The 23,159-nt window shown below is 53.2% G+C and carries 24 protein-coding genes; 9 read left to right on the plus strand and 15 right to left on the minus strand.

Annotation, left to right across the window (positions count from 1 at the left end; all coding sequences use genetic code 11):
• Window positions 1-251: 251 nt before the first annotated feature.
• The 5 genes from B060_RS24890 (at window position 252) to B060_RS0116150 (ending at window position 3,024) form a co-directional block, all read left to right on the plus strand.
• Window positions 252-539 (plus strand): NUDIX hydrolase, encoded by a 288-nt coding sequence (locus B060_RS24890; protein WP_018082839.1) that lies wholly within the window; start codon window positions 252-254, stop codon window positions 537-539.
• Window positions 540-667: 128 nt separating this feature from the next.
• Complete coding sequence (locus B060_RS0116135; RefSeq protein ID WP_018082840.1) at window positions 668-1,402, plus strand: helix-turn-helix transcriptional regulator; 735 nt, start codon at window positions 668-670, stop codon at window positions 1,400-1,402.
• A 73-nt stretch (window positions 1,403-1,475) separates the two neighbouring features.
• Window positions 1,476-2,495, plus strand: a complete 1,020-nt coding sequence (locus B060_RS24895) for a TraB/TrbI/VirB10 family type IV secretion system protein (protein WP_081606894.1) — start codon at window positions 1,476-1,478, stop codon at window positions 2,493-2,495.
• Window positions 2,483-2,695, plus strand: coding sequence for a DUF2274 domain-containing protein (locus B060_RS0116145; RefSeq protein ID WP_018082842.1), 213 nt, complete (start codon window positions 2,483-2,485; stop codon window positions 2,693-2,695). The genes B060_RS24895 and B060_RS0116145 overlap by 13 nt, the downstream gene beginning before the upstream one ends.
• Before the next feature lie 71 nt (window positions 2,696-2,766).
• Window positions 2,767-3,024: a hypothetical protein gene (locus tag B060_RS0116150; protein ID WP_018082843.1), complete on the plus strand. Its 258-nt coding sequence runs from the start codon at window positions 2,767-2,769 to the stop codon at window positions 3,022-3,024.
• Between the two features lie 276 nt (window positions 3,025-3,300).
• Here the strand turns inward: B060_RS0116150 and B060_RS0116160 are convergent, their stop codons facing one another.
• The 4 genes from B060_RS0116160 to B060_RS0116175 all read right to left on the minus strand — a co-directional run bounded on the left by B060_RS0116160 (window position 3,301) and on the right by B060_RS0116175 (window position 6,904).
• Window positions 3,301-4,554, minus strand: a complete 1,254-nt coding sequence (locus B060_RS0116160) for a type II toxin-antitoxin system HipA family toxin (protein ID WP_018082845.1) — start codon at window positions 4,552-4,554, stop codon at window positions 3,301-3,303.
• Window positions 4,551-4,787, minus strand: a complete 237-nt coding sequence (locus B060_RS0116165) for a type II toxin-antitoxin system Y4mF family antitoxin (RefSeq protein ID WP_018082846.1) — start codon at window positions 4,785-4,787, stop codon at window positions 4,551-4,553. The genes B060_RS0116160 and B060_RS0116165 overlap by 4 nt, the downstream gene beginning before the upstream one ends.
• Window positions 4,788-5,241: 454 nt before the next feature.
• Window positions 5,242-6,423: a sensor histidine kinase gene (locus B060_RS24900; protein ID WP_236621569.1), complete on the minus strand. Its 1,182-nt coding sequence runs from the start codon at window positions 6,421-6,423 to the stop codon at window positions 5,242-5,244.
• A gap of 70 nt (window positions 6,424-6,493) precedes the next feature.
• Window positions 6,494-6,904, minus strand: a complete 411-nt coding sequence (locus B060_RS0116175) for a response regulator (RefSeq protein ID WP_018082848.1) — start codon at window positions 6,902-6,904, stop codon at window positions 6,494-6,496.
• Between the two features lie 807 nt (window positions 6,905-7,711).
• Between B060_RS0116175 and trhA the strand changes: the two genes are divergently transcribed.
• From trhA to B060_RS0116200, 4 genes are all read left to right on the plus strand, one after another.
• Window positions 7,712-8,377 carry a PAQR family membrane homeostasis protein TrhA gene (gene trhA, locus B060_RS0116185; protein ID WP_018082850.1) on the plus strand — a complete coding sequence of 222 codons (666 nt, stop codon included), beginning with the start codon at window positions 7,712-7,714 and terminating at the stop codon, window positions 8,375-8,377.
• 213 nt (window positions 8,378-8,590) lie between these two features.
• Entirely contained in the window at window positions 8,591-9,181 is a 591-nt protein-coding gene (locus tag B060_RS0116190) for a helix-turn-helix domain-containing protein (RefSeq protein ID WP_018082851.1), read from the plus strand.
• Window positions 9,174-10,394, plus strand: a complete 1,221-nt coding sequence (locus tag B060_RS0116195) for a type II toxin-antitoxin system HipA family toxin (protein WP_018082852.1) — start codon at window positions 9,174-9,176, stop codon at window positions 10,392-10,394. Before B060_RS0116190 ends, B060_RS0116195 begins: the two co-directional genes overlap by 8 nt.
• 309 nt (window positions 10,395-10,703) lie before the next feature.
• The gene (locus B060_RS0116200) at window positions 10,704-11,681 is read left to right on the plus strand and encodes a LacI family DNA-binding transcriptional regulator (RefSeq protein ID WP_018082853.1); all 978 of its coding nucleotides are present in this window, start codon (window positions 10,704-10,706) and stop codon (window positions 11,679-11,681) included.
• A gap of 43 nt (window positions 11,682-11,724) precedes the next feature.
• On the opposite strand, the gene B060_RS26215 is transcribed toward B060_RS0116200, so the two are convergent.
• The 11 genes from B060_RS26215 to B060_RS24925 form a co-directional block, all read right to left on the minus strand.
• Window positions 11,725-12,339, minus strand: coding sequence for a PP2C family protein-serine/threonine phosphatase (locus B060_RS26215; protein ID WP_157405661.1), 615 nt, complete (start codon window positions 12,337-12,339; stop codon window positions 11,725-11,727).
• A 187-nt stretch (window positions 12,340-12,526) separates the two neighbouring features.
• A complete protein-coding gene (locus tag B060_RS0116210; RefSeq protein ID WP_018082855.1) occupies window positions 12,527-12,829 on the minus strand; it encodes an STAS domain-containing protein in 303 nt (100 codons plus the stop codon).
• A 137-nt stretch (window positions 12,830-12,966) separates the two neighbouring features.
• Complete coding sequence (locus B060_RS24910) at window positions 12,967-14,166, minus strand: methyl-accepting chemotaxis protein (RefSeq protein WP_018082856.1); 1,200 nt, start codon at window positions 14,164-14,166, stop codon at window positions 12,967-12,969.
• Window positions 14,153-15,238 carry a protein-glutamate methylesterase/protein-glutamine glutaminase gene (locus tag B060_RS0116220; RefSeq protein WP_018082857.1) on the minus strand — a complete coding sequence of 362 codons (1,086 nt, stop codon included), beginning with the start codon at window positions 15,236-15,238 and terminating at the stop codon, window positions 14,153-14,155. Before B060_RS0116220 ends, B060_RS24910 begins: the two co-directional genes overlap by 14 nt.
• Before the next feature lie 14 nt (window positions 15,239-15,252).
• The gene (locus B060_RS0116225; RefSeq protein ID WP_018082858.1) at window positions 15,253-15,873 is read right to left on the minus strand and encodes a hypothetical protein; all 621 of its coding nucleotides are present in this window, start codon (window positions 15,871-15,873) and stop codon (window positions 15,253-15,255) included.
• 4 nt (window positions 15,874-15,877) lie between these two features.
• Window positions 15,878-16,735 carry a CheR family methyltransferase gene (locus B060_RS0116230; RefSeq protein WP_018082859.1) on the minus strand — a complete coding sequence of 286 codons (858 nt, stop codon included), beginning with the start codon at window positions 16,733-16,735 and terminating at the stop codon, window positions 15,878-15,880.
• Between the two features lie 85 nt (window positions 16,736-16,820).
• Window positions 16,821-19,784, minus strand: a complete 2,964-nt coding sequence (locus B060_RS24915; protein WP_018082860.1) for a methyl-accepting chemotaxis protein — start codon at window positions 19,782-19,784, stop codon at window positions 16,821-16,823.
• An 18-nt stretch (window positions 19,785-19,802) separates the two neighbouring features.
• A complete protein-coding gene (locus B060_RS24920) occupies window positions 19,803-20,330 on the minus strand; it encodes a chemotaxis protein CheW (protein WP_018082861.1) in 528 nt (175 codons plus the stop codon).
• Complete coding sequence (locus B060_RS0116245) at window positions 20,327-22,381, minus strand: chemotaxis protein CheA (protein WP_018082862.1); 2,055 nt, start codon at window positions 22,379-22,381, stop codon at window positions 20,327-20,329. Before B060_RS0116245 ends, B060_RS24920 begins: the two co-directional genes overlap by 4 nt.
• A gap of 25 nt (window positions 22,382-22,406) precedes the next feature.
• Window positions 22,407-22,772 carry a response regulator gene (locus B060_RS0116250; RefSeq protein ID WP_018082863.1) on the minus strand — a complete coding sequence of 122 codons (366 nt, stop codon included), beginning with the start codon at window positions 22,770-22,772 and terminating at the stop codon, window positions 22,407-22,409.
• Window positions 22,772-23,065, minus strand: coding sequence for an STAS domain-containing protein (locus B060_RS24925; RefSeq protein ID WP_157405662.1), 294 nt, complete (start codon window positions 23,063-23,065; stop codon window positions 22,772-22,774). The genes B060_RS0116250 and B060_RS24925 overlap by 1 nt, the downstream gene beginning before the upstream one ends.
• Window positions 23,066-23,159 lie beyond the last annotated feature (94 nt).

Raw genomic sequence — 23,159 nt, forward strand, 5'->3', positions numbered from 1 at the left:
GCGCAAATGTAGTGCTGCATTCTGAGCTCGCAAGCCTGCAACAGCCAGATGGGGCGTCGGCCATCCAGCGAGCGATCGACTTCTGGCGAACACGTAGCCCGGACCTGCTGCATATTGCCGCGCTTGGCCTTGGAAACCATACCGACAGGTAGGCGCAATGCCTTACCGCAAAACGCCGACCCGGCGAGCTTGAGATTCTTCTAGTGACATCTCGCGGCACACGCCAATGGATCATACCCAAGGGTTGACCGATGGATGGCCTGGCGGATCCTGACGCCGCCGCGCGTGAAGCCTATGAAGAAGCCGGATTGATGGGGATGATCGGCAAGGTTTCGATCGGATCATTCTCCTACACGAGGCAGCCCAAGGGTTGCGACGCCGTGTTCGAAATAAGGGTTGAGGTGTATCCCATACGCATCGACCGCCAATTGGCTTTTTGGCCAGAAGCGAGTCGGCGACAAACGGTGTTGATGTCACCGACACTTGCAAAGACGATGATCAGCAACCCCTCAGCTCCCGAATTCCAATGCCCTTTCTAAGCGCTTTTAACTTTACACGACCTGCTATTTTCCCGACATTATTTTTATGGTTGCCGGATGGGTTGAGTTGAGTGAGCATGTGTCCTTTCGTTGGGGTCTGGTGACAGGCGAAATGCGAGAGCGAAGGGATGCCCGGACGGCTGACATTTGAAGAATTTGTAGAGGCGACAAAAATCATTCGGACGAAGGCGCATCTCTTCGCCTTCTTTGTCGAGGTGGTTGCCGCCTACGGCTACGATCGCGTCAACTTCTCGGTCAGACGCGACAGTGCGCTCTCCGAAGACGATCTGGGCTTTGGCTTGATCAATACCTACCCGGTGATCTGGCGGGCCTATTATGTGGAGCGAGGGTTTGTTAAGATTGATCCCGTGTACCGACGGGCGGTCGGCATGGCACCACCCTTCCGCTGGCGGGACATCGAGCGCGAAGAGGATCTAACCCAGTTCCAGATTCACTTCATGCGCGAGGGTGAGGCAGCCGGTCTTTATAACGGCGTGGGCATCCCGTTACGTGGTCCGCGCATGCAAATCGCTGGCATAGCGCTGGCCTCCTCAGTCCGGCACATCGGACCAACCGTCAGTCTCGAAGTCTTGTCGGCCTTGTGCGACCATTTTTACACCGTCTACTATCGAATCTGCGGCAGCCTGGAGAATGTTTACTATGGGGCCAAGCTGTCGGAACGCGAGTGCGAGGTCCTAATCCGTGCCGCGATTGGCCGCACAGACGCAGAAACGGCGATTGTACTGGGCATCGCCCGGGACACGATCAAATCGCATTTCAGGCGAATCTTCATCAAGCTCGGCGTGACGAACCGCGGCGCCGCCATCGCGCAAGCCCTAAAATATGGCTTAATCGATCTCTAGTTCACCCTTTTGGGTGATATACAACCTTAATTCGTTCTGGTGTCCTGAATGCTCCGTACAAGGAGTTTATGCGATGCTTAAGGTGATATCTTACAGAGACATTTCCAGAAACGCCGACCTCTTTTTTAGCCAGTTCCAGTTGCGGCATCGGGAATTTGTCGAACGACAACAGTATGGGGTGAAGACCCTGGATCGGATGGAATTCGATCAGTATGACACTCTTGGCAAGCCTATGCTGGAAGCCCAGCAAAGTCGGGGCGTCAAGCCGACCTATGGTGACGGCCAGACGACCGACAAGGGTGTGTTCTTCCAGGTGAGCCAAAAGACGACGGGTGCCGCGCCGGCGGCCTTTGCATCTGTGGGGGATACCGGCCTTGCCGTCGCGGCGGCATTGCGTGACGCGCAACACCGCGATCAGAGTGACCTTCACGCGGAAGGGGGCAAGGTCGGCTTTCTGAAGACAGCATCGACGGGAAGCATCTACAATCCGCATACATTGCAGACACCGGCATCGCCATATCAGATCATGGCCGGCACGGTCTTATCCGCCAGTCTCGTCACCGGCCTGAATTCTGATGTGCCGGGAATGGTGATTGCCCAGTTGTCCGAGCCGGCGTTCGATACCGTTTCGGGAAGAATCTTGTTGGCGCCCCAGGGCACACGTCTGATTGGTGAATACGACAGCGAAGTAGCGTTCGGACAATCCCGCGCGCTCGTCGTCTGGAAGCGCATGATCCTGCCTAACGGCACGTCCCTGGAAATCGACAATCTGCCGGCAACTGACTTGGAAGGCTATGCCGGTTTGGCCGATAGTGTCGACTTCCACACCTGGTCTCTGGTGAAAGGAATCGGCCTATCCACTCTGTTAGGTGTGATGGGCCAGGTCGGCGACAGCGACGATAGCGATCTGGTCAAAGCCCTGCGGGAGGCTACCCGACAGAACGGAAATCAGGCGGGGCAACAGATTGTACAAAAGCAATTGTCTGTGCAGCCGACGATCAAGGTGCGACCCGGCTGGCCATTTCGCATCATCGTCCATAAAGACATCATCCTCAAACCCTATGAACCCATGATGTCGTCATGGCCGAACTGAAGTTGCCTCGATTACCAGATCGCACGCCGGTCAAACTGACGATCACCGTCGGCTCCGAGTTACAGCAGGCACTAAAGGACTATGCTGAGCTCTATCAGGTGACCTATGGAACAACAGAGCAGATCGTAGACCTGATCCCCTATATGCTCGACGCGTTCTTACAGAGTGACAAGCGCTTCGCCGGCCGTCCCAGGAAATAAGCTTAGGCGGCGGACGATTCCGATTGAGCTTGGCGCGAACCTATCTAGGTTCTCCATACGGAGAGTGACGTATGAGAGTGCCAGAGCTCGATTTGGATCAATGGATCAGTGCCGCCCTATGGTGCTGGATGCATGAGGAAATCGACATGGAGGGGGTAAGGGCAGAGCTCTTTGATCTCATGCGTCTGCCTGACCTGGAAGAAAAGCTTGAGGCCCTCAACGTCTATTTCGACGTGCTGCTTTTAAGGTTCGAATCCGGAGCGGCAATGACCGAGGAGACAGTCGCCGCTTTAATCGATTTCATCGATTCAACCCAGTCGCCAGCCTAACTAAAATTAGTGGGTGCGGCTCTGGGATATTTGGAGCTTTGACGCCAAGTCGATCAGCTGCGCCGTGCTCATCGGTCCTCGGCCGTCGACTTGCCAAAGCGCCGAAGCGCGCACGGGGTTGATATTAAATCCGGCGTCGCGCAGACCCTCGACAATCCTAGAAACAGACTCTGTCATTTCCCAGCCTCCAACTCATCACTGAGCTCCGGATAGCATGAGTCGCGCGACGGGGGAAAAGGGATAACCTAGCCTCCGGGCTCGCCGCACGGGGTATGGTCAGACCTGGTTAAGCAGGACCTCACTGCGTCTTTTTACAATCGCAGCATAGCCGCGTGAAGCGCCGGCGTCGAAACCGTCGGCGGCCAGTGCTTCCGCCACGGCGTCTGAATGCCGCAGCACCAGTTGCCCAAGCTGAAGAAGACGCCGACGCAGGTGAGGCGCACCAACCTGAACCCAGATGGCAAAACGTTCCCACCGCTTGGACGTGAAACGATCGAGATTAGAGGCGTCGACAAATTGCATAGCGAGTCGGCTCTGAACGTCAGGATAGGCGACCGTGCAGAGCAGATCATATAGCGGCGCTAAGCGCGTCCGCCCGCCTTCGTACAGGAGACTGAAGTTCTTGCCGTGCGCATCCGCGTTGCCGATGATGAGGTTAAACAGGGCCGCGTCCAGGAATTTTAGTGTTTCGATCGCGGGGCGGGTAGTTGCTTGGCGGAGGAGGTCAAAGCTCATTTTAAAAGTCGGCCCGCCTTCGGCTGCGTATTTGCGTTCCGGGTTTTTTCCTAAGGCCTGGCAAAAATCTTCCTGGTGCAGCCGTGTATAGCTTCCGTCGGCTTCGCGGCGCCGGTCATAGCGTGTGACAAGGAGATAGGGTCGGCCGTTTACGAGGCCGGGAACGGCTGGTGCGACGTCCAGGCCTACAGCTCCAGCCAAGGTCATTGCGAACGCCTCGTTTTCCGTCGATGCAGGGTAGTTCGCCATCGGCGGTTTCAAGATATGTGTCGTCGGCTGACCTTGGGCCGGTAAGGCAATGCGACCGTCAACCAGTACAACTGGCACCTTTGTTTGAGCGCCAGCCAGTGAGAGCCTGACTTTCGTCTTGCCTGCCATAAGAGGTCTCTTCGGCAGATCGTCAAGAAGGTTTGCCAGTTCGTCGTCGGTAAGCGGTGTCGTGGCAATGTCGCCGTCATAAATAGGCGGCGTCTGCCCTTTTGCCCAGAGCGTCAGTGCCCCAGCGACGTCGCCGCCAAGTTCTTGTAAAAGTTTGAAATCATTGGTCTTGCTGATTCCCAGGTTTTTTGCCACCCGATCAAGCATGTCAGCTTCAGGCAGAAGCCCGGCAAAAAATGGGCGCGTCTTGGCCCTGCCGAACGGCTCGACCTGTTTTGGCAACCAGGCGGATATCGGTAAACAGGTCTGATCATTTACCCAGTCTGCACTGTAAGCAAAACCGATGTCACCATTGTCGTCGAGGAGAAAATCGCCGGCAATCCTATCCCCCCACCAAACGGTAAGCGCCGCTTTCATTGTACGATATCCGTCGTGTCGGTCGGATCATCGAGACGCAGGACCAAGCCAAGCGTTTTGAGCACGGTCAATGCCTTGCCAATTTGTGCAGTAGGCTTTCCGTTTTCGAGTTCGACAACGAACCGCAAACCTACGTTCGCCGCGCCCGCGAGTTCGTCTTGACGAAGGCCTTGGCGTTTACGGGCGTCGCGAATGAGCCGACCCAAGTCAGCAATTGTCAGAACTTCGGCCATAAAACTTTCCCGCTCAGGAATTTTCGATCCAAATTAGACATATATGAGCATATATTTACCGATCGGTAAATATATGTAGCCTTCGTTCAGTTGCAAGCAATATTTTACCGATCGGGAAATATTTAATCTGACGAGATTTACAAAGGCTCATGGCAAGGGAGCCAAGGGGATAACAATCAGTGGGACCGAGAGATACTGAAATGAGGAAGTAGCGCACGGTGAACGTAAAACTTGCTCGTCAGGCTCAAGAAACATCGCCACTGTGTTGGAAGCGCAACCTCGTCAAACCTACGCCCTTCGATAGGCTTCGGGACATCCTGAGCGAAATTGCCGAAGGCGGCTAATCCGAGACCGCCTCGATATTTAATAGAGGGTTCGGTACTTGTAATACCCTGACGTTCCTCAGTGCAGCTTCTGACTGAAATTCACCTCTATCAATTCAGGTTCCTTCGAATTATTCGCCAATAGAAAATCGTTGCGCATTTAATGGGAAACCACTGGAAACTTTTGTCTTCGGCAAACGAATTGAAAAGGTCGTGCCGTCAGCCTGGGTGGAGGTGGCATTGATGCTGCCGCCATGCGCATTGACGATTTCACGCGATATGAAAAGCCCTAAACCCAGATTTTGAGACTCGCCTGTAAGGGGATCGCCCCGACCAGGCGCACGGGTGAAGGATTCAAAGATGCTTTCGAGATGCGTGGGAGGGATGGCATCGCCATTATTGTGCACTGACACCAGGACAGTCTTGGCCGACTGCGCGAGCGTGAACTTGACGGTGGAGCCGGCAAGTCCATACTGCATGGCATTGCTTAGAAGATTGGAAAGGACCTGTCCAAGCCGCGTGGCGTCCCAGTCACCTCTGACATCGTCCTCAACCTGGAGAACGATGGGCCGGTCCGGATGCTGAACACGCATTTCCTCGACAATGCTGACGCACAGGTCGGACAAGGACATAGGCGCGCGAATAAGGGGAATACCTGTGCCCAGGCGCGCCTTGGCGAGATCGAGCAGATCCGTCACGATGCTGCGAACACGCGCCGTGCTGCTCTCTATCTGGGTAAGGAGCGTCATGTGGCGTTCGTCTGGATTGCTGGTCCGTTTCAAAATTTCCGCCGACATATGGATGGTCGCCAATGGACTGCGGATATCGTGGCCGAGCACGCCTAGAATCAAGTCCTTGGACTGATCGACTTTTTGAGCGAATTTAACAACCGACTCGGCTAGCGCCTGGTCGATCGACTCGTTAAATCGGGTCAGATCGATCACATCCTCATCCGAAAGATTTTTGTTTTTCTCAGTCCATAGCTTGATGATGCTGGCGCGCAGGGCGCGGTACTCCGACACCATTTCCATGATATCGTAACCGTCGTCATGGCGTAAAATCCCGTGCGTTTCTGCTGCCGTATCAGCCGCTGGCAAAGAATCAGCCAGTCCACGCGATTTATCAAATTGTTCTGATGCAGACTGCGGCGCTTCGAGATCCCTGGCAATAAATGACAATATCTGCTCGATATGATCCTTGAGCTGCAGGGTCGTCATACTTGATCCGGGGTTCAGGCTGCGGGCAAAATTTTCCCATTCAGCAATGATGCCGTCAAGGTTGGACCGAATGAAGTCTGAAAGTCTCACGCCCACGTCAAATACCTTTCGCGTCATAGTCTTGTGACGAGTTGCCCTTATCATGGAACTCTGCCTCACAGGTTCGTCATATGGCTGACGGCCTGTGTTCAAAACTTGTCCTTAAGCCGAGTGTATCCAATATTTGAGCTAACACCTCATCCAGATCATAAGGCTTGGCGATAATTTGCCTGAAGGGATCGATCTGAGAGGGCACATTTCCGGACGTCAGAATGACCCTTACATCCGTAAAATTCGTCTCTATGACCTCGGCGAGCCCTATTCCATCCATGCTCCCAGGCATACGAACATCGGAGAACACGACGCCGATTGTACGATCTGCCCATAAATACGCCAAGGCTTCATCCGCGTTACCCGCCTCGACAACAATGACGCCGGCGTCTCTAAGAAGTTCTGAAATGGGGAAGCGTAGGGCCGTTTCGTCATCAACAACCAGAACGCTGCTTCCGGGATTCGCAGCTACAGACGGTGTTTTCATGAAAAGTACTCTGGCGTGGGGCGCGGCTTTTGCGCGGTTTCACGTCTTGTATGACTGAAAAATATGTAAAGGTACAATGGGGCATCATAATCGAGCTACATAAATTTCGCGCCGTATGTATTCAATCGTCGTAATGGTATAAATAAGAACCTATATCGAATCCTTATACAGTACATAATTAATTTCATTTGACTAAAAAAATAAAACATACCGCCATATCTACACATCAAATGATTTTTTCTAAATATTCGCTTTGGATATGAATTTTATAGACTTAGTGCGTATATTTATAGAGGCTGTCATATTATAAGCCGGCTGTTCTACTTGCACGCTTGCTTTTCGGGCGGTGCACAAGCGGCTCCGCACAGAAATGCCATCACACTATCATCGACCGACGGATCAAAAAACAGCAGATCCGGGCGCGCCAGTATCATGGAAAAGCGCGATGTCGCGGCCATTAACCTGGTCAAGAAGGTCTATAGTCGTTTCCAGGTGGAGGTCACCTTGCCTGGATTTACGAAGTGCAGACTGGCGCTGATTTGCGCGTTCAAAAAAACTGTACTCCGGACGATTCTGCTATCAAGCCCCGCCACACAGGGCTGAGGCCAACGCCAAGAGATGTACAGTTGTGTGCTACAGTTAATCGGAGTCTGGCCTACGTCTGACCAACAAAATCTCATGAATTCAAATTTCCATAACGCAACTCTTTACAGTTTGGCCGGTTTACGTTTACGTAAACCGGTTAATTTCCCAGGCCACTTCGTATTTGTCTTTGCAAAGGCGTCAGCCTAGTTTTGGGACGACATCATGGTGAAGAACGAAACTCTCCATTATCCAACCTCGGCTTCTCGCAGCTGTGATTTCATCGTGCATATGATTGGGCTCGTCTTTGCTGCAGTGGGGGCAGCCGTAGGGTTGACGACTGCGATAATGCAGAGAGCCGATGGAGGCAAATTGATAGCGATTGCTGTTTACAGCCTTGGCCTCATCGCGATGTTCTCATTTTCAACAGCTTACAATTTTGCGCCGTCGAAACATCAGCCATTTTTGAGACGGCTGGACCACGCTGGTGTCTTCGTGATGATAGCCGCAAGCTATACGCCTTTCACGACCCAAGCCCTCACGGGCAATTGGGCAACCGGAATGACCGTCGCCGTCTGGGCGCTTGCCACGTTTGGCGTGCTCGGAAAGCTCTTTATGCCCGATCTCGGCAAAATGTATTGGATCGGCTTTTACCTGTTGCTGGGGTGGCTTGTTGTCATCGCCGTGCAGCCGTTAATGCGGAGCGTACCAATGAAAGCGCTAGTCCTGCTGGTTTGCGGCGGGGTCGCCTATTCGGTGGGGACAATCTTCTATGCCAATAAACGTCTCATATATCGACGCGCTATCTGGCATGCGCATGTTCTGATCGGTGCCGCCTTGCATTATTTTGCCATACTTTTCGGCATCGCTTTGGCGACGTCCCCTATTTAACGTAGGCCTCTAAGCTGCACTAATTGCGTGACCTTAGCTATTTCGAGTGGTGCAGGCGCTGGCATGACCGGAGCGATACTCTGAAGTCGCCTGATGCATAATTCTTATCGAATGAGTTGATTGATAAGGATATGGTATCGCCTCTTGGTTATGTTGGCGTTAAGTGATATATGATTAGATATCTTATCACTAAGCGATATGCGATCATATATCATGACCTATAAGACCGAAGACCTGGCGTCAAAAATTAAGCAAGCACGAGATCGTGCGGGCCTAAGTCAGCGTGACCTAAGTGCGCAGTCTGGCATAACCCAGGCGCACATCTCCCAAATAGAAAGCGGCAAGCTGAACCCCGGTCTGGCGACTGTGGTAGACATCGGTAGGGCCCTCGACATGGAGCTGGTATTGATCCCCAAGCGCCTTATGCCAGCGGTCAACAGCCTGATTGACACTGGGCCAACGCGTCGTGGACTATCGCCCGAGACAGGCGGCGCAGCACTGCAGAAAATATCACGCGGAGAGCGCCTCGTGATCAAGCAGAAGCACCTATATGGGCCATCGGTCGAACTTGATCGAATGGCCGAATATCTCCAGTTCCTGAAACGTGTCTCGCTGCGTCCCGACGAAATCGATACGATCGTTGACGTCATAGATACTCTGAATACCCATCAAGCGAGTCCCCAATCAAACGAGATCGTCAAGGACGCCGTTCGGAGGCTGCAGCAGCTTAGAAATCGGGTGGCGCGCGGCGAAGCCGCAGAACCCCGCTCGGCTTACAGCTTAGATGAGGACGACGATGCCTGACGTCTCGATCTTAGACGTCCGCCTTCATGACCGGTCAATTGGTACTCTCACCAATGTTCCTGGCGATCGAACGCTTTTTGCGTTCAGCCAAGACTACATCGATGAGGTAGACCGCCCGACGTTAAGCCTCTCGTTCAAAGATGATCACGGCCAATTGCTCACGCGTTTTCGACCTGTTCAAACGAAGCTCCCTGCATTCTTTTCTAACCTACTGCCCGAGGGGCCTCTTAGGCGACATTTAGCAACACGTGCCGGCGTCAACGAAAAGCAAGAGTTCTTTCTCTTGTGGATGCTGGGCCGCGACCTGCCGGGGGCACTCTCCGTTCATCCCGGTGAGGGCGAAGCACTGCCGCCGGGGCATGACGACTTACCCGATCATGCTCGACGGAATGCATTGCGCTTCTCACTCGCCGGCGTGCAGCTAAAATTTTCCGCTTTTCAAAACGGAGGTAAGGCCGGGGGGCTGACTATTCCTCTCGAGGGCACGGGTGGGTCGTGGATAGTTAAGCTGCCATCCCAGCAGTTTGCGGGCGTTCCAGAAAACGAGTTCTCCATGATGACGGTCGCACGTTTGATGGGAATGGATGTGCCGGAACTCGACCTTATCAGCCTGGACAGCATTGTAGGCCTTCCAGAAGGTATTGGACAACTCAACGGCCCTGCCATGGCAGTTAAGCGTTTTGATCGTACACCTGATGGCCCTATTCACACGGAAGACTTTGCACAGATCTTCGGGAAGTTTCCGGACGAAAAATACGAGGGCGCGAGCTATAAGAATATTGGCAGTGTTATAAGCATCGAAACCGGCAGAGCCGACATCGCAGAGTTCATCCGTCGTTTGGTTTTCAACACCTTGATCGGCAACGCCGACATGCACCTCAAAAATTGGTCGATTATCTATCCAGACGGCCGAACGCCCATTCTTGCGCCGGCCTACGACTTCCTTTCAACGATCCCTTATATCCAGGACGATAGTGCGGCGTTGAAATACTCCCGCACTAAAAAGATGGCCGACGTCACAATGGATGAGCTAGCCCACCTGGCCGCTAAGGCAAGGTTGCCGGAAAAGCTTGTACTGGATGTAACACGCGAGACTGTCGACAGGTTCAAGCAGGTCTGGACCGCGGAGAAAAATAACCTGCCACTTGGCAAAGATGTTCGTGATGCAGTGGATGCGCACGCACTCAATATGCCGATCTACAATGGCCAATAACCAAGCACGCGTTTTGTAATATAAGCAGACAAAGACAGAGCGTTCGATCTGCAAAGCCCAGTAGTGCAATTGTCCCGATTTCTCTGACGACACACAGCGCAATGGTGTTGCGTGTTGTAGCAAGGGCGGGCCGTGTAGCTTCAGAAAGCTCCTTTTCTTTAGCCTCTTGATACGAGGTGTAAATCTGCCTATTCCAGAACTGTAGCCAATTGTGTCACGAGCCTGCATCCAAGCCTTAGAAAGGGTAGCCAGATCGATACCGACAATTCCAATGCCGGAAAGCGTGTCGTCAAAGTGCGCCGGTTGAAAATGGCAGACATCGCCGAGCTTGCCGGTGTCTCGGTCTCAACCGTTTCGCGATCGTTGGCAGGAAGCTCTCTCATTCCTCAAATAATGCGTGAAAAGATCGAAGCGATTGCCAAGGCTAACGGTTACGTGGTCAATCAGGCCGCCCGTATGCTAAGGCTGCAAACCACACGTACGATAAGTATTGTCTTGCCGGCAGGCGCACAAACCGGTCAGAAGATTGCCGATCCTTTCCTATTGGAAATGACTGACGTTGTTTCCCAAGCTGTTTTTGATCAAGGCTACGATATCCTCCTGACCAAAGTCGATGCATCGCATCCAGGTTGGCTCAATGATCTCGTGCGCTCTAACCGTGTCGACGGCGTATTATTGCTCGCGCAAAATGACATGCACGACCTTATGGATGAGATGGCTGCGCGCTCCTTGCCTGTTGTCGTATGGGGACAAAAGCGTCCCCGCCAAAGCTACTGTTCCGTTGGCGTCGACAATGTCTTGGGGGGAGAATTAGCCACATCTCACCTGATAGAGACCGGCCGAAGACATATCGTTTTTATGGGGTCGCTCGGGGTGCCGGAGATTGACAATCGGTATGAAGGATATTGTCGGGCCATGAAAAGGGCTAAGCTGAAACCTCGACATGTTGATTGCGGTTTTTCACATGATAGTGCCGTTGTCAGCATGCAGACGCTTTTAGAATCTTCAGCAAAGTTTGATGCCATATTCGCCGCATCCGATGTTGTCGCTCACGGCGCCAAGATCGCTTTCACCAAGCACGGAGGCTCCGTGCCCGACGACTGCGCTTTTGTGGGTTTTGACGATGTGGCTATGGCAAGACACTTGACGCCACCACTGACGACGGTCCGTCAGCCCTTGAAGGATGCTGCACAGATCATGGTGGATTTACTTCTAAGGCGTATTGAAGGTGAGCAGACAGCTTCGATTGTTTTGGATCCAGAATTGGTCGTTCGCGAAACAGCCTGAGCGCTTTGCTCCATGGGCAAACCATTGGCTTATCGCTTTCGTTTTATCCTTTGCGAAAAACGGTGATCAGTGTCAGATCATCGTGGAGAGCGTTCTGATTTAAGTTGAGGCGTCCGATCAAGTTTGAATTAACGTCATAAGCGGACATACCCGACAAGCTTTCGTTCGCTAAATTGCAAAGGGTATTTGGCGTAAATATCGCGTGTGGCGGCAAGGGCGTTTCGACTAAGGCGTCCGAATAAATGACTAGCCCGGCTCCGGCAGCAAAACGACAGCTTCGCAATTCATATTTGGCCTCTGGCAGAAAGCCAAGCGGAAAACCTTCCCCGTTAAGGCAACTGAAATCGGCTGTGAGGTCACTTCGGTAAAGTGGTGGCATGAAAGTTGAGCAAGCATAGTCAAGCTGGTCGTGAGCAAAATCAATGACACCATAAAACATGGCTGCAAATCTCCCCCTGGGAAATAGAGCGTAAAGATGCCTGTTGAGCTGGCCTAAAACTTGATCAGGGCGTGAGAGATTTTGCGGCTGCAAATGCAGTAAAGTGTGAACAAGACGCGTGTGAGGTGCAACAGCATTGCCATGCCCGCAAACATCAGCGCAGAAAATTCCTAGACGGGCGTCGTCTATCGGCAATAATCCCCAAAGATCGCCACTCATCGGAGGCTGTGATATAAATCTGGTGTTGAGGTCAAGCTTATAACGCGCTTGACTTGCCGCTATGAGCGCATCGTCAGGAAGGATACCCGAATAGGGATCAATGTCCTGAAGACAACAGACAAGGCCATCTTTAGAAATGACACAAACTGACCGGCCGTTTCGATGGTCGCAGTCGCGAGAGGCGTTGTCACACCACATTCATCAAACAATCAAGTTTTGAGATTTGCAGCAGTTGACGCACCGGCCCTTTGGCATTGATTAATGTCAGCGAGTAGGCGTTTTTCTTTGATTCATCGTGGGCGATCATAAGCATACCTAAGCCCGAGGAATCGATCACATCCAGCTCCAAAAGGTCAAGTACGCAACTTTTGGCCTTGGACGCCTGGATATCTCCCAGCAATTTTCGAAACAGGCCATTGTCCGAAAAAGTTAGCTTGTCGGAAATTTTGGCGCTAAAGACGCCGTGGTCATGCCTATATTCAAGGCGCATTTCGGTCTGCTTTCTACTTAAAAAGTTTCATTTTAAGTCAACCGGATGTGCATTCGAATTGCACATGACAGATTAACCTAAATAACTTTTAGAATTATTGGTAAAATCAACTTAAATCACGTCTGAGCCTAGCGATTTCAGAACATTTCTATGTCGTCATCGCTTTCTGTAAGCTTGGCTTTTATATCCACAAAATCCAGAACTTGATCGGATCCACCGCGATCCAAGGACACTCTGAGCTTATGCTGGACGCTGCCAAGTGTGCACTGGGTTAGAACTGAATCGCGTAGTTTGGTGGCGAAGGTCTGGCCATGGCATAGGTCGAGGGCGTCGTGTGTCGTCCTATCCACCTCTCGCAATGCCTCCACGATTGTCCCAAGGCCTTTGATCGAGCTATCCAGTCTTTGTGTTGCCCGGTCCTGAAACTGCATCCGAACGACGGCATCGGATATATCCCGACTAATGGTTTGCGTGGCCTCTGCATTGGCCTCAAGCATAGTTCTGATACTTACGCTTTGATCAACAAGCGCGCGCATCATCTGGTTTATGGAGTTGTGTACGCTTAGGTTCTGACCGGACGTATCAACTTCTGCGATTTCTCTCACCAGTGCATAGCCCTTGTGCAGGCCTTGGGAAATCGAACCAATGCGCGTTTTGAGATCATGGGAAAGGGTATTGACGTTCTTTGCCAGTTCGCGCACCTCGTCGGCCACAACTCCGAAACCCGCACCAGCCTCGCCAGCATGGGCCGCTTCAATTTTAGCGTTGATGGCCAAGTAATTTGTTTGCGCATTAATGTTGTCAATCGACTTAATGCTTTGCTCAACTTTGGAAATTTCGACCAAGACGTCATTCAGGGTGTAAACCATGCTGACACTGCGCGACGACATGAAGACAATTTTTTCAACGAACTCCGATAAGGCTCCGCCCATAGAGGCAACGACGTCCTCGATCGCTACAGACTTGTCGCCCAAAGAAATCGCCTCTACACTACCGGCCATCTGACGCACCATGCTCGTTTGATCATGCGAGACCTGGGCTAGCCGGGTAAAGCGTGAGGAAAGTTCACTGAAATTGGAGTCGATGTCGTTACGTACATCCTCGATTTCATGGATAACCACGTCAAGAATCTTGGCCTGTACGTCGTTGAGGCCCAGGACATCACAGAGGTATTGATGTGCTGAGGTCAGGTGATCAGCCGAAGGTAGTGCAGCGGACTCACCATCCTCACCATCCTCACAAACCTCGCTATCGGTGACCAGACTTGGCACCACAGAGGGTTGTTCCACCTCGTATGCGGAGCGTCGAAAAGACGCCGTCGCCTTAAGTAAGGACATGACAAATATCTCCAGCGTTCGAAGGTTTGGTGCACAATGTAAGTAACATCGACGGAATACGTGATAGGGGCAGTTGATGGGTGACTGCGCCCATTTCATAGGCCGCGCGTGGCATGCCATAAACGACGCAGCTTTCCGCATCCTGCCCGATGGTTACCGCTCCGGCCTGACACATGCGCATCAGACCTCTTGCACCGTCCTGGCCCATACCGGTAAGCAGAGCACCTACAGCCCTTGGTCCAAATGTCTCGGCCACTGAGTCAAACATGACATCCACCGAAGGACAGAAGCCGTTAACCTTTGGCTCTTGAGTAATGTTTATTACGACGCCTTGCCGGGCCTTAGCCAGACGCATCATTTGGCCGCCGGGGGCAATATAGGCGTGGCCCATCAGCAAAGGTTCGCCATCTTGAGCTTCAGTAACTGAAATTGCGCATTGAGTGTTCAGCCGCTCAGCAAACCGTGCGGTGAAGATCTCAGGCAAATGTTGGGTGATGACAATAGGGGGCGCATTGCTCGGCATGTCCTGAAGGATTGAGGCAATCGCCGGTATTCCGCCCGTTGAAGCCCCGATGGCGATGACGCGGCCGCTGAAAGAGGCCGCAGGAAGGGGAATGGATTTCGGAGGATTAGGCGCCTGTCTGACCCTGACGCGGCTTAAGGCGGCAGCCTTGACCTTGGCGATAATGTCGTCGCGCATCGCCTCCATGCCGTCGGTAATAAAGCCCAAGGGTTTTCCGATAAAATCGACAGCGCCCATTTCTAGCGCCTTTAAGGTGACGTCGGTACCAGCCTGGGTCAGGGAGGAGATCATAATTACCGGCATTGGATGCAGTGTCATGATCCTGCGCAGGAACTCTAAGCCGTTCATGCGGGGCATTTCGATATCAAGTGTAATAACATCCGGAGCGCACCGCTTGATCTTATCGCGTGCGATTAATGGGTCCGAAGCCGTATCAACGACGACAATGCCAGGGTCACTTGAAAGCACAGTGGTTAGCATCTGTCGCATCAGGGCGGAATCGTCGACGACGAGCACTTTAATGGGACGGGTATATTCAGGTCTGATCATGGCGCGTCACCTTTTCACTCAAACATCTCGATATCGCCTTCAACCGCTTGAGCAACCAGTTGCGAGCGATAGCTGAATTCTGACCGTGTAACGGACGTCTCCTGGCTCTGGTTAAGCAACAGTCGCTTAACCTTGCCGGTGGACGGCCAATAATGAATGCGCCGACCATGGCCCCCGCCCAGGTCCGACACCTCGAGTTTGAGGCCTTCATTTTTAAGGTAGGTCTCGGCGAAACGGGCATTTTGAGTGCCTACAGCACTGCCGCCCGTGTACATGTTGGCGCCACCAAACAACTTGATCTCGAGGTCATCGCGCCGACAGCCCGTTTTGAGAATCTCATTAATGAGGTTTTCCATGGCGTGGTTGCCGTAGCGCATCTGAGATGAGACGCCGCCCCATTCCCCGTCCACGCTTTCGGGCAGCATGAAATGATTCATCCCGCCAAAACCCGTAAGCGGGTTTCGAATGCAGGCCGCGACACAACTTCCCAGCACCGTGATGATCACGGTCGCCTGATCACCACTGACGAAATATTCGCCTGGCTGGACGCGAACATTATGCTCTCCCAGACGGGTATCCGTTATACGCGTGCGGGCGAGGTGGCGCTGGTGATCAACATCGACAGGGCGTCCCATGGTATCAAGCCCCCACCTTTTGATAGATGGTGCGCCCGCACGATTTGAACAGGCTCTGTTGGTCAAGTAGGGTTTCAGAGTGCCCGACTACCAGCCAGCCACCCACCCGGAGCAGTTTGGCGTAACGCCTGACCAAATCGTTTTTGGTGGGGTTGTCGAAATATATCATCACGTTGCGACAGAATATGACGTCGAATGGACCCTTGATGGGCCACTTTTCCAGCAAGTTGAGGGACTTAAAGGCGATGAGCTTGCGCATGCCCTCCTTGGCTACGAGGCCGGCGGATGTCGCGGTGAAATAGCGCTCATGATAGGGTTTTGGCACATCGCCAAGTGCGTCATGGGCGTAAAGCCCTTTAGATCCGTGCGAGAGCATATTCGTGTCCAGATCGGTAGCAAGGATACGAGCGTCCCAACGTGAAAGTTCGGGAAAGTGCTCCAATAGGGTCATGGCGATGGAGTAGGGCTCTTCGCCTGAGGAACATCCCGCCGACCAGATTCTTAGGCGCCGTTCGTCTGCGGATTGCTTTATTTTCGGGATAATCGTGCCCTGCAAAAAATCGAAATGGTGCTTCTCCCGGAAGAAGCGTGTCAGGTTGGTTGTCATTGCATTGCTGAAGGCCAGGAATTCATTGGCCCCTTCCGGGGCTTGTAACAATCGACAATAGTCGTCAAATCGCTTCAAATTCAGCTCACGAAGCCGGCGGGAGAGTCGGGAATAGACCATCGACCGTTTGCTCGGTCCCAGTACAATGCCCGCGTGCCGATGCACGAGTTCAGCGATGGTCTGGAAATCCGCATTGGTGAAGACAAACTCACCCAGGTCGCTATCGGACAGGTCTGGTTTACGCGCGACCGTCATTTACACTTCTCATTTTACTAGGTTGGTCAAAAATTATACGGCGGCCGCCCAGGGTTCCCGAACGACCGCTATGTTCAGCTTCGGTCTAAAATTCCGCCCAGTCCGCGTCGCTTTCAATGGCTGAGCGCAAGTCGTCCTGAAGACGATGAGCACTTCCATTAGCGACTTTGCGCATTTGTGCCACTTGTGGCCGAGGTTGCGGTTTGGCTGGGATGGGCGTTGTAGGTTTCAGGCTGCGCGGAGCGATCGCGGCCTGGGGTGGCGCACCTAAGACGCGAAATGAAGCCATGCGCTGGTGCATGCTTTCGGCCTGATCCTGTAGCATCCTCGATGAGGCAGCATTTTCTTCGACAAGGGCCGAATTTTGCTGCGTCATCTCATCCATCTGCGATACGGCCGTATTAATCTCCTCAACACCAACGGACTGTTCCTTGGAGGCTGCGGCGATTTCCGAGATGATTGTGGCGACCTGCTGGATCGAGCCCACAATTTCGCTCAAGGCACCGCCGGCGTCATTGACGAGCTTCACGCCCTCCTTCACTTCCGAACCCGAGGCTGCAATAAGGGTCTTGATGTCCTTTGCGGCACCCGAGGAGCGTTGAGCGAGTGAACGTACCTCGGCGGCAACGACCGCGAAGCCCTTACCCGCATCGCCGGCACGTGCGGCTTCGACAGCGGCATTGAGTGCGAGAAGATTAGTCTGGAATGCAATCTCATCAATCACACCGATAATGTCTGAGATCTTCTGCGAGGAGGTTTCGATCCGCGACATGGCCTCGACAGCCTGGGCAACGACCTTCCCGCCAGACGTGGCAACCTTAGACGCATTGCCCGCCAGTTTGCTGGCCTCCTGCGCATTATCGGCGTTTTGACGGATGGTTGAAGCGATCTGCTCCATAGACGCTGCGGTCTCTTGAAGATTTGAGGCCTGTTGTTCAGTTCGCTGAGACAGATCATTTGTCCCTGCGCTAATCTCTGCCGTGGCCAATTTGATGTTCGAACTGGCTTCGGTCACATCGCTGATAATGGAAGACGTCGAATCTAGCAGTTCATTGATACCTTCACACATGATCGCAATTTCACCGGACTTTCCGGATATATCGACGCGATGCGTAAGATCATTGGTCTTAGCGTGATCAATAACGCTCTTTGATTGTGCGACCGCGTCTTCAAGGGCTCTGGCTGCCGCAACCTGAATGCTGACATCTGTGGCATACTTTACGACCTTAAACGGCTTGCCATTCATATCCATGATTGGATTATAACTGGCCTGTAGCCAAAGTTCGCGCCCGCCCCGGGCGATACGTTTATACTGGCCGGCGTCATATTCGCCACGACCAAGGCGCTCCCAGAACAGACGATAGTCGGTGCTGTTGCGATATTCTGGATCGACAAACATCGAATGATGCTGGCCCTTGACTTCATCAAGGCTGTATCCGATGGCGGCCAAGAAGTTGTCGTTGGCGGTGAGAATTTTACCAGTCAGATCGAATTCGATAACGGCTTGCGCCTTTGAAATCGCCTGGAGCTGACCTGAGAAATCGGCGGCCTGAATCTTGGCTTCGGTGATATTGGTAGCGTATTTCACGACCTTGAAGGGCTTGCCATTCATGTCCATGATGGGATTATAGCTGGCTTGGAGCCAAATTTCCCGCCCACCGCGGGCGATGCGCTTATACTGCCCCGCATCATATTCGCCGCGACCGAGACGTTCCCAGAAGAGCCGGTAATCGGTGCTGTTGCGATAATCTGGGTCGACAAACATTGAATGATGCTGGCCCTTGATGTCATCAAGACTGTATCCAATAGCGGTCAGGAAGTTTTCATTGGCGGTTAGAATTTTACCTGTCATGTCGAACTCAATAATGGCCTGTGCTTTCGAGATGGCAGCTATCTGTCCTTTGAGATCTGTGGTTACAACACCTATTTGCTCCTCAGCATTGGCTTTGAAAACCTCAACGCAACTGACCATTTCGCCAATTTCGTCGCGCCGTTGCGAACTGGGAAGAACCACAGTGAAGTCATTTTCGGTAAGACGTTTCATCACGCGGACGATATTGCCAAGCGTGCCCGAGATTTCCATTACGAGATAGGCTGCCAGCGCCAGTGCCATGAGCGTAATGAGGCCAGCCACGCCGAGCATGACCCAAAGGTTCGCTGTTAGGTTTGAAATACGGGCCTGTAAAAGCAGGTGAAGCTCATCCAGGACGCCATAGGCCATTCCACGATTTGCCTTAAGGGCCTTAACTGCCTGGGCGGAGAGATCGGTCACGTCTACACTTTGGTTTGCCCGCAAAGCATCAGTGGCCTTGCTCGCGGCGGTAATGAAACTGCCGATATCCTGATTAAATGTCTGTTGTGTGGACGCCATATGGGTTTTGACGGCGCCTGTGTGGTCATTGGAATAGGCCGAGTTCAACGAGTCCTGCGCGGCGTAAAGCTGGCTTTTGATTTCGTTTATTTTACCGTAAAGCTCTACCTGCTCTTCAAACGACAGAGGGGTTGCGCGTCTCGAATAGTCGCCAATACGGTCTGTGACATTGAACATATGATCGCCCAGTGCGGGCAGCTTAACGGTAATGGCGTCGATCAAATAGTAGGTCTTAAAATCGGGATCGAGCAGCAGGTTTGAGCCTTCGGCCACTTTCGCCATTAGTGTGCTTAGCTTGGCAACGGCGTCAGTGGCGGCCCCGCTATCGTTTAATGCCTGATTAGGAAAGCCGACGCTCGACAGCGCGGCCTTAGCCGCACCATAGTCTGCCTGCGTTGCCATTGACTTGTCATATTTTGTTGCAAAGCCTTCAAGGTCAACCGGTTCAGAGATAAATCGGCTTGGTTCGGCCTTGACCAAACTTGCGGTGACCATTGCCCCCTTTGCCGTCCAAACCGCCTTGAAATAGTTGGCACCGTCGCGTTCCTTGCTCGAGAACTGTATGTCCTTAAGGTTCGCCTCTATGAACAGGCCCGCTAATATGGCAATTGGGACGAATAGAGCGACAACGATTAGTGCCAGCTTGCCGCGAAGTTTGATGTTATTAAGCGAAAGCATCGGTTTTTCCTTCCTGCCTTAGGCAGCGTTTTGTTCTGCGGGCTCTGTGCCCGCCAGGATGACAGAGTCGAAAAGGCTGTTGAGTGAGAGCAGGACGATCATAGAGTCGTTGACGGTTATGATGCCTTCGAGAAAGGCTTGGGCACGCCCGGGCTCCATTTCGGGAACGGGCCCTACCGAGTCGGGTTGAACACTCAAAATATCGGACACCTGATCCACCAGAAGGCCGATCAGGCGTTCCGCGATCGAGACGATGATGACGACGTGTTTTTCGGTGGCCTCGGTCTCGCCTTGGCCAAACCGGCACTTCAGATCGAATACCGGCACAATGGCGCCGCGCAGGTTGAGGACCCCGCGTACATAGTCAGGCTGGTTCGGCAATACGGTCGTGCGCGTCCAGCCCTTGATTTCGCGGACCGCCAGTATGTCGACAGCATAGTCCTCGGTTCCCACTCGAAAGCTTATGAACTGCATCAGGTGGCTATCGCTTCCGCCTCGCTTGATGGTGTTGAGTGTTTCTTCGTAGTTCTGCGTGACGTCGTTCATGCATTTTGCTCCTTGATTTCGCCAAGCTGTTCTATGTCGAGAATTAGGGCGACGTTCCCGTCACCAAGGATTGTCGCCCCAGAAATGCCGAGGACCGGCGTGTAGTTTTGCTGAAGGGACTTGATGACCACCTGTTGCTGACCGATCAATTCGTCGACGACGATGCCAATCCGGGTGCCATCGGCCGTTTCTGTCAGTACGATGAGGCCTTTGGTCGGGTCATCGATAGCTGAGTCCACGTCGAACAAGCGATTCAGCGCGATCAGTCGAACGTAATCTCCGCGTATATGGGCCACACGCCCACCACCAGCCAGCACCCGAATCTGACTGGGCAAAGGCCTGAAGCTTTCGATAATCGAGGTGAGGGGGAGGATGTATTTTTCAGCCCCCACCGAGATCAGCATGCCATCCAGCACGGCAAGCGTCAGCGGGATGATCAGGGTGAAACGTGTGCCTTTGCCCTCAACCGACGAGACCTGAATACGTCCGCCGATTTTCATTATATTGCGACGCACGACGTCCATACCCACGCCACGCCCGGAAACGTCTGATACGAAAGCAGCCGTTGAAAACCCCGGCGCAAAAATCAGATCGACGATCTCCTCGTCGCTTAGCTTTGTGCCCTCGGCAATAACGCCCTTCTCGACTGCCTTATTATAGAGGCGCTCGCGATTAAGTCCGGCGCCGTCGTCTTCAAGGTGGATGAGAATATTGCTGCCGACATGGGCCGCTGACAAGGTGATGGAGCCTTCGGCAGACTTACCCTTTGCCAGGCGAGTGTCAGGCATTTCGATGCCATGATCAACACTGTTGCGGATCATGTGCGTCAAGGGGTCGGCTAGCTCTTCAATGACAGTCTTGTCGAGCTCGGTCTGTTCGCCGATCATTGTGAGCCGCACGTGTTTGCCGAGCTTTGAGGCCACTTCGCGGACCAGGCGCGGCATACGCGCAAAGACAGATCGTACCGGCTGCATGCGTATGGCCATGACGCAGTCCTGCAGGTCGCGTGTCAGTGTGTCGAGCGCTTCAAGGCCGTCAATGGTTTTGTGTGTCAGTTGCGACAACTCTTGACGCAACATGGCTTGCGAAATCACCAACTCGCCGACCATATTAACCAGTCGGTCGACGCGGAAAAGATCAACGCGAATGCTGGACAGGCTGGCGCTTTTGGTGGGCATTGGAGCGAGTGGGTGCAGGGGTTGTGAGCCTGCGTCCAGTTGGGTTGCGGAGACTTCGACCGTTGCCGAAGGAACCTCCGACGGCTCTAACCAAAGACCGAACGCTTCATCCTCTGCCATGTCATCGGGTTCAGATGAAAATGTTTCGAGCGTCGTTAAGCTGATCTCCGCGTCATCAGCGACAAATTCGAACACCTCGCCTATGGTCGAATCGCTGGCTTCCGTCGTCAGTTCAAAGGTCCAAGCAAAATAGGTCTCTTCGACATCGATCGTTTCAAGGCCCGGCAAACGCGATGTGTCGCAAACCGTCGTCATCTCGCCCAAGCCACCCAGTTCACGGATCACAAGCAGGGGCTCATTGGCATGGCGCAGAAGGCCCGGACGCGGCGAAAACCGAATCTCGACACGCCTTAACGGTGGAGTCTCTGGGCCATCAGAACCGGATTCCAGACCTGACGTGCTCAGGCCAAGGCTTAATAGATGGCTCAGTTCCTCGCTGACGGCAACGCCCACATCGGTTGGGACTGCACGTTCCGACTGGGCTGCGCTAACCAGTTCAGAAAGGACATCGGCCGCCCTGATGATCAGGTTTGCGACAGTTGTGTCAATTTGCATGCGCCCATCGCGCATGCGATCTAGTAAGGCCTCGAACCCATGCGCAAAGTCAACCAGACGCGCATAGTTGAACATGCCTGCGCCTGCCTTGATCGAATGCACGCAGCGAAACACCGCGTCCAGTTCCTCGCGGTCAAGGCCGTGGGCTGTCAAACGCTCAAGCTTCGACTCCATATCGGCAAGCATTTCCGCACTTTCTGCGAAAAAGGTTTGGCGGAACTGGGAATAGTCCGATGAGGTTGAGGCCGCGTTCGACATATTTGGGCTTTTTTACTGGAGAGGCTTAAGGACAGACTTTGTTAATAACGGCGATCAGCTTGTCCGGTGAAAAAGGCTTGACAATCCAACCCGTAGCTCCGGCCGCACGACCGGCGGCTTTTTTGTCGTCGCCACCTTCGGTTGTCAGAATGAGTATGGGGGTCGAACGATATTGGGGCTGCGCCCTCAGCTCTTTGACAAGAGAAATGCCGTCCATATTAGGCATGTTGATATCAGTGAGGATGACATCGACACTTTGTGCTTTGGCCAGCGCCAGGGCCTTGAGACCGTCTTCAGCCTCGATGACTTCATAGCCTGCATTTTTGAGGGTAAAATTGACCATGTCACGCATGGTCTTTGAGTCATCTACGGCAAGTACGCGTTTGGCCATTAGAGAGTTCCTGCATCTGTACGAACGGTGTTTGCGCCGTCAAGCGCGGCATCTTTAAGAGCGCTAAGAAAAGCGTGAGAGGGGGCGGTTATGGTAAAGGCGAAGCCCGCCCCTTCGAAGCTGTTGGCAGCCGAGCGCAGAAGTTGCAAACCAGGCGTGCCAATCCGTTCGACAGCGGAGGCGTCAAGGCTCAGAGCCGTGCCGGCCCGGTAAGGGATTAACAGCTCCGATTTCAAATCGTGCGTCGCAACCGTGTCGATGATGGCGGCGAGCGATATTTTCTGCGTTTTCAATATATGTGTTTCCATTGGCAGGGGAGGTGCGCAGCGAGACGGTCGCGTTATGCAATGGATTGCATCATTGCGCGCCAATGATTGCGTCAAGGTT

This window comes from Asticcacaulis benevestitus DSM 16100 = ATCC BAA-896 (assembly GCF_000376105.1).
Lineage (GTDB): Bacteria > Pseudomonadota > Alphaproteobacteria > Caulobacterales > Caulobacteraceae > Asticcacaulis > Asticcacaulis benevestitus.

What these genes read in the sequence shown, in the direction of transcription:
- B060_RS24895 (WP_081606894.1), top strand. Translation starts at nt 1,476, where the DNA reads ATGCTTAAGGTGATATCTTACAGAGACATTTCCAGAAACGCCGACCTC.
- B060_RS0116245 (WP_018082862.1), bottom strand. Translation starts at nt 22,381, where the DNA reads ATGTCGAACGCGGCCTCAACCTCATCGGACTATTCCCAGTTCCGCCAA.
- B060_RS0116135 (WP_018082840.1), top strand. Translation starts at nt 668, where the DNA reads ATGCCCGGACGGCTGACATTTGAAGAATTTGTAGAGGCGACAAAAATC.
- B060_RS0116165 (WP_018082846.1), bottom strand. Translation starts at nt 4,787, where the DNA reads ATGGCCGAAGTTCTGACAATTGCTGACTTGGGTCGGCTCATTCGCGAC.
- B060_RS0116220 (WP_018082857.1), bottom strand. Translation starts at nt 15,238, where the DNA reads ATGATCAGACCTGAATATACCCGTCCCATTAAAGTGCTCGTCGTCGAC.
- B060_RS0116250 (WP_018082863.1), bottom strand. Translation starts at nt 22,772, where the DNA reads ATGGCCAAACGCGTACTTGCCGTAGATGACTCAAAGACCATGCGTGAC.
- B060_RS0116160 (WP_018082845.1), bottom strand. Translation starts at nt 4,554, where the DNA reads ATGAAAGCGGCGCTTACCGTTTGGTGGGGGGATAGGATTGCCGGCGAT.
- B060_RS0116230 (WP_018082859.1), bottom strand. Translation starts at nt 16,735, where the DNA reads ATGACGGTCGCGCGTAAACCAGACCTGTCCGATAGCGACCTGGGTGAG.
- B060_RS24890 (WP_018082839.1), top strand. Translation starts at nt 252, where the DNA reads ATGGATGGCCTGGCGGATCCTGACGCCGCCGCGCGTGAAGCCTATGAA.
- B060_RS0116145 (WP_018082842.1), top strand. Translation starts at nt 2,483, where the DNA reads ATGGCCGAACTGAAGTTGCCTCGATTACCAGATCGCACGCCGGTCAAA.
- B060_RS24915 (WP_018082860.1), bottom strand. Translation starts at nt 19,784, where the DNA reads ATGCTTTCGCTTAATAACATCAAACTTCGCGGCAAGCTGGCACTAATC.
- trhA (WP_018082850.1), top strand. Translation starts at nt 7,712, where the DNA reads ATGGTGAAGAACGAAACTCTCCATTATCCAACCTCGGCTTCTCGCAGC.
- B060_RS0116175 (WP_018082848.1), bottom strand. Translation starts at nt 6,904, where the DNA reads ATGAAAACACCGTCTGTAGCTGCGAATCCCGGAAGCAGCGTTCTGGTT.
- B060_RS26215 (WP_157405661.1), bottom strand. Translation starts at nt 12,339, where the DNA reads ATGAGTGGCGATCTTTGGGGATTATTGCCGATAGACGACGCCCGTCTA.
- B060_RS24920 (WP_018082861.1), bottom strand. Translation starts at nt 20,330, where the DNA reads ATGAACGACGTCACGCAGAACTACGAAGAAACACTCAACACCATCAAG.
- B060_RS0116150 (WP_018082843.1), top strand. Translation starts at nt 2,767, where the DNA reads ATGAGAGTGCCAGAGCTCGATTTGGATCAATGGATCAGTGCCGCCCTA.
- B060_RS0116200 (WP_018082853.1), top strand. Translation starts at nt 10,704, where the DNA reads ATGGCAGACATCGCCGAGCTTGCCGGTGTCTCGGTCTCAACCGTTTCG.
- B060_RS0116225 (WP_018082858.1), bottom strand. Translation starts at nt 15,873, where the DNA reads ATGGGACGCCCTGTCGATGTTGATCACCAGCGCCACCTCGCCCGCACG.
- B060_RS0116190 (WP_018082851.1), top strand. Translation starts at nt 8,591, where the DNA reads ATGACCTATAAGACCGAAGACCTGGCGTCAAAAATTAAGCAAGCACGA.
- B060_RS0116210 (WP_018082855.1), bottom strand. Translation starts at nt 12,829, where the DNA reads ATGCGCCTTGAATATAGGCATGACCACGGCGTCTTTAGCGCCAAAATT.
- B060_RS24910 (WP_018082856.1), bottom strand. Translation starts at nt 14,166, where the DNA reads ATGTCCTTACTTAAGGCGACGGCGTCTTTTCGACGCTCCGCATACGAG.
- B060_RS0116195 (WP_018082852.1), top strand. Translation starts at nt 9,174, where the DNA reads ATGCCTGACGTCTCGATCTTAGACGTCCGCCTTCATGACCGGTCAATT.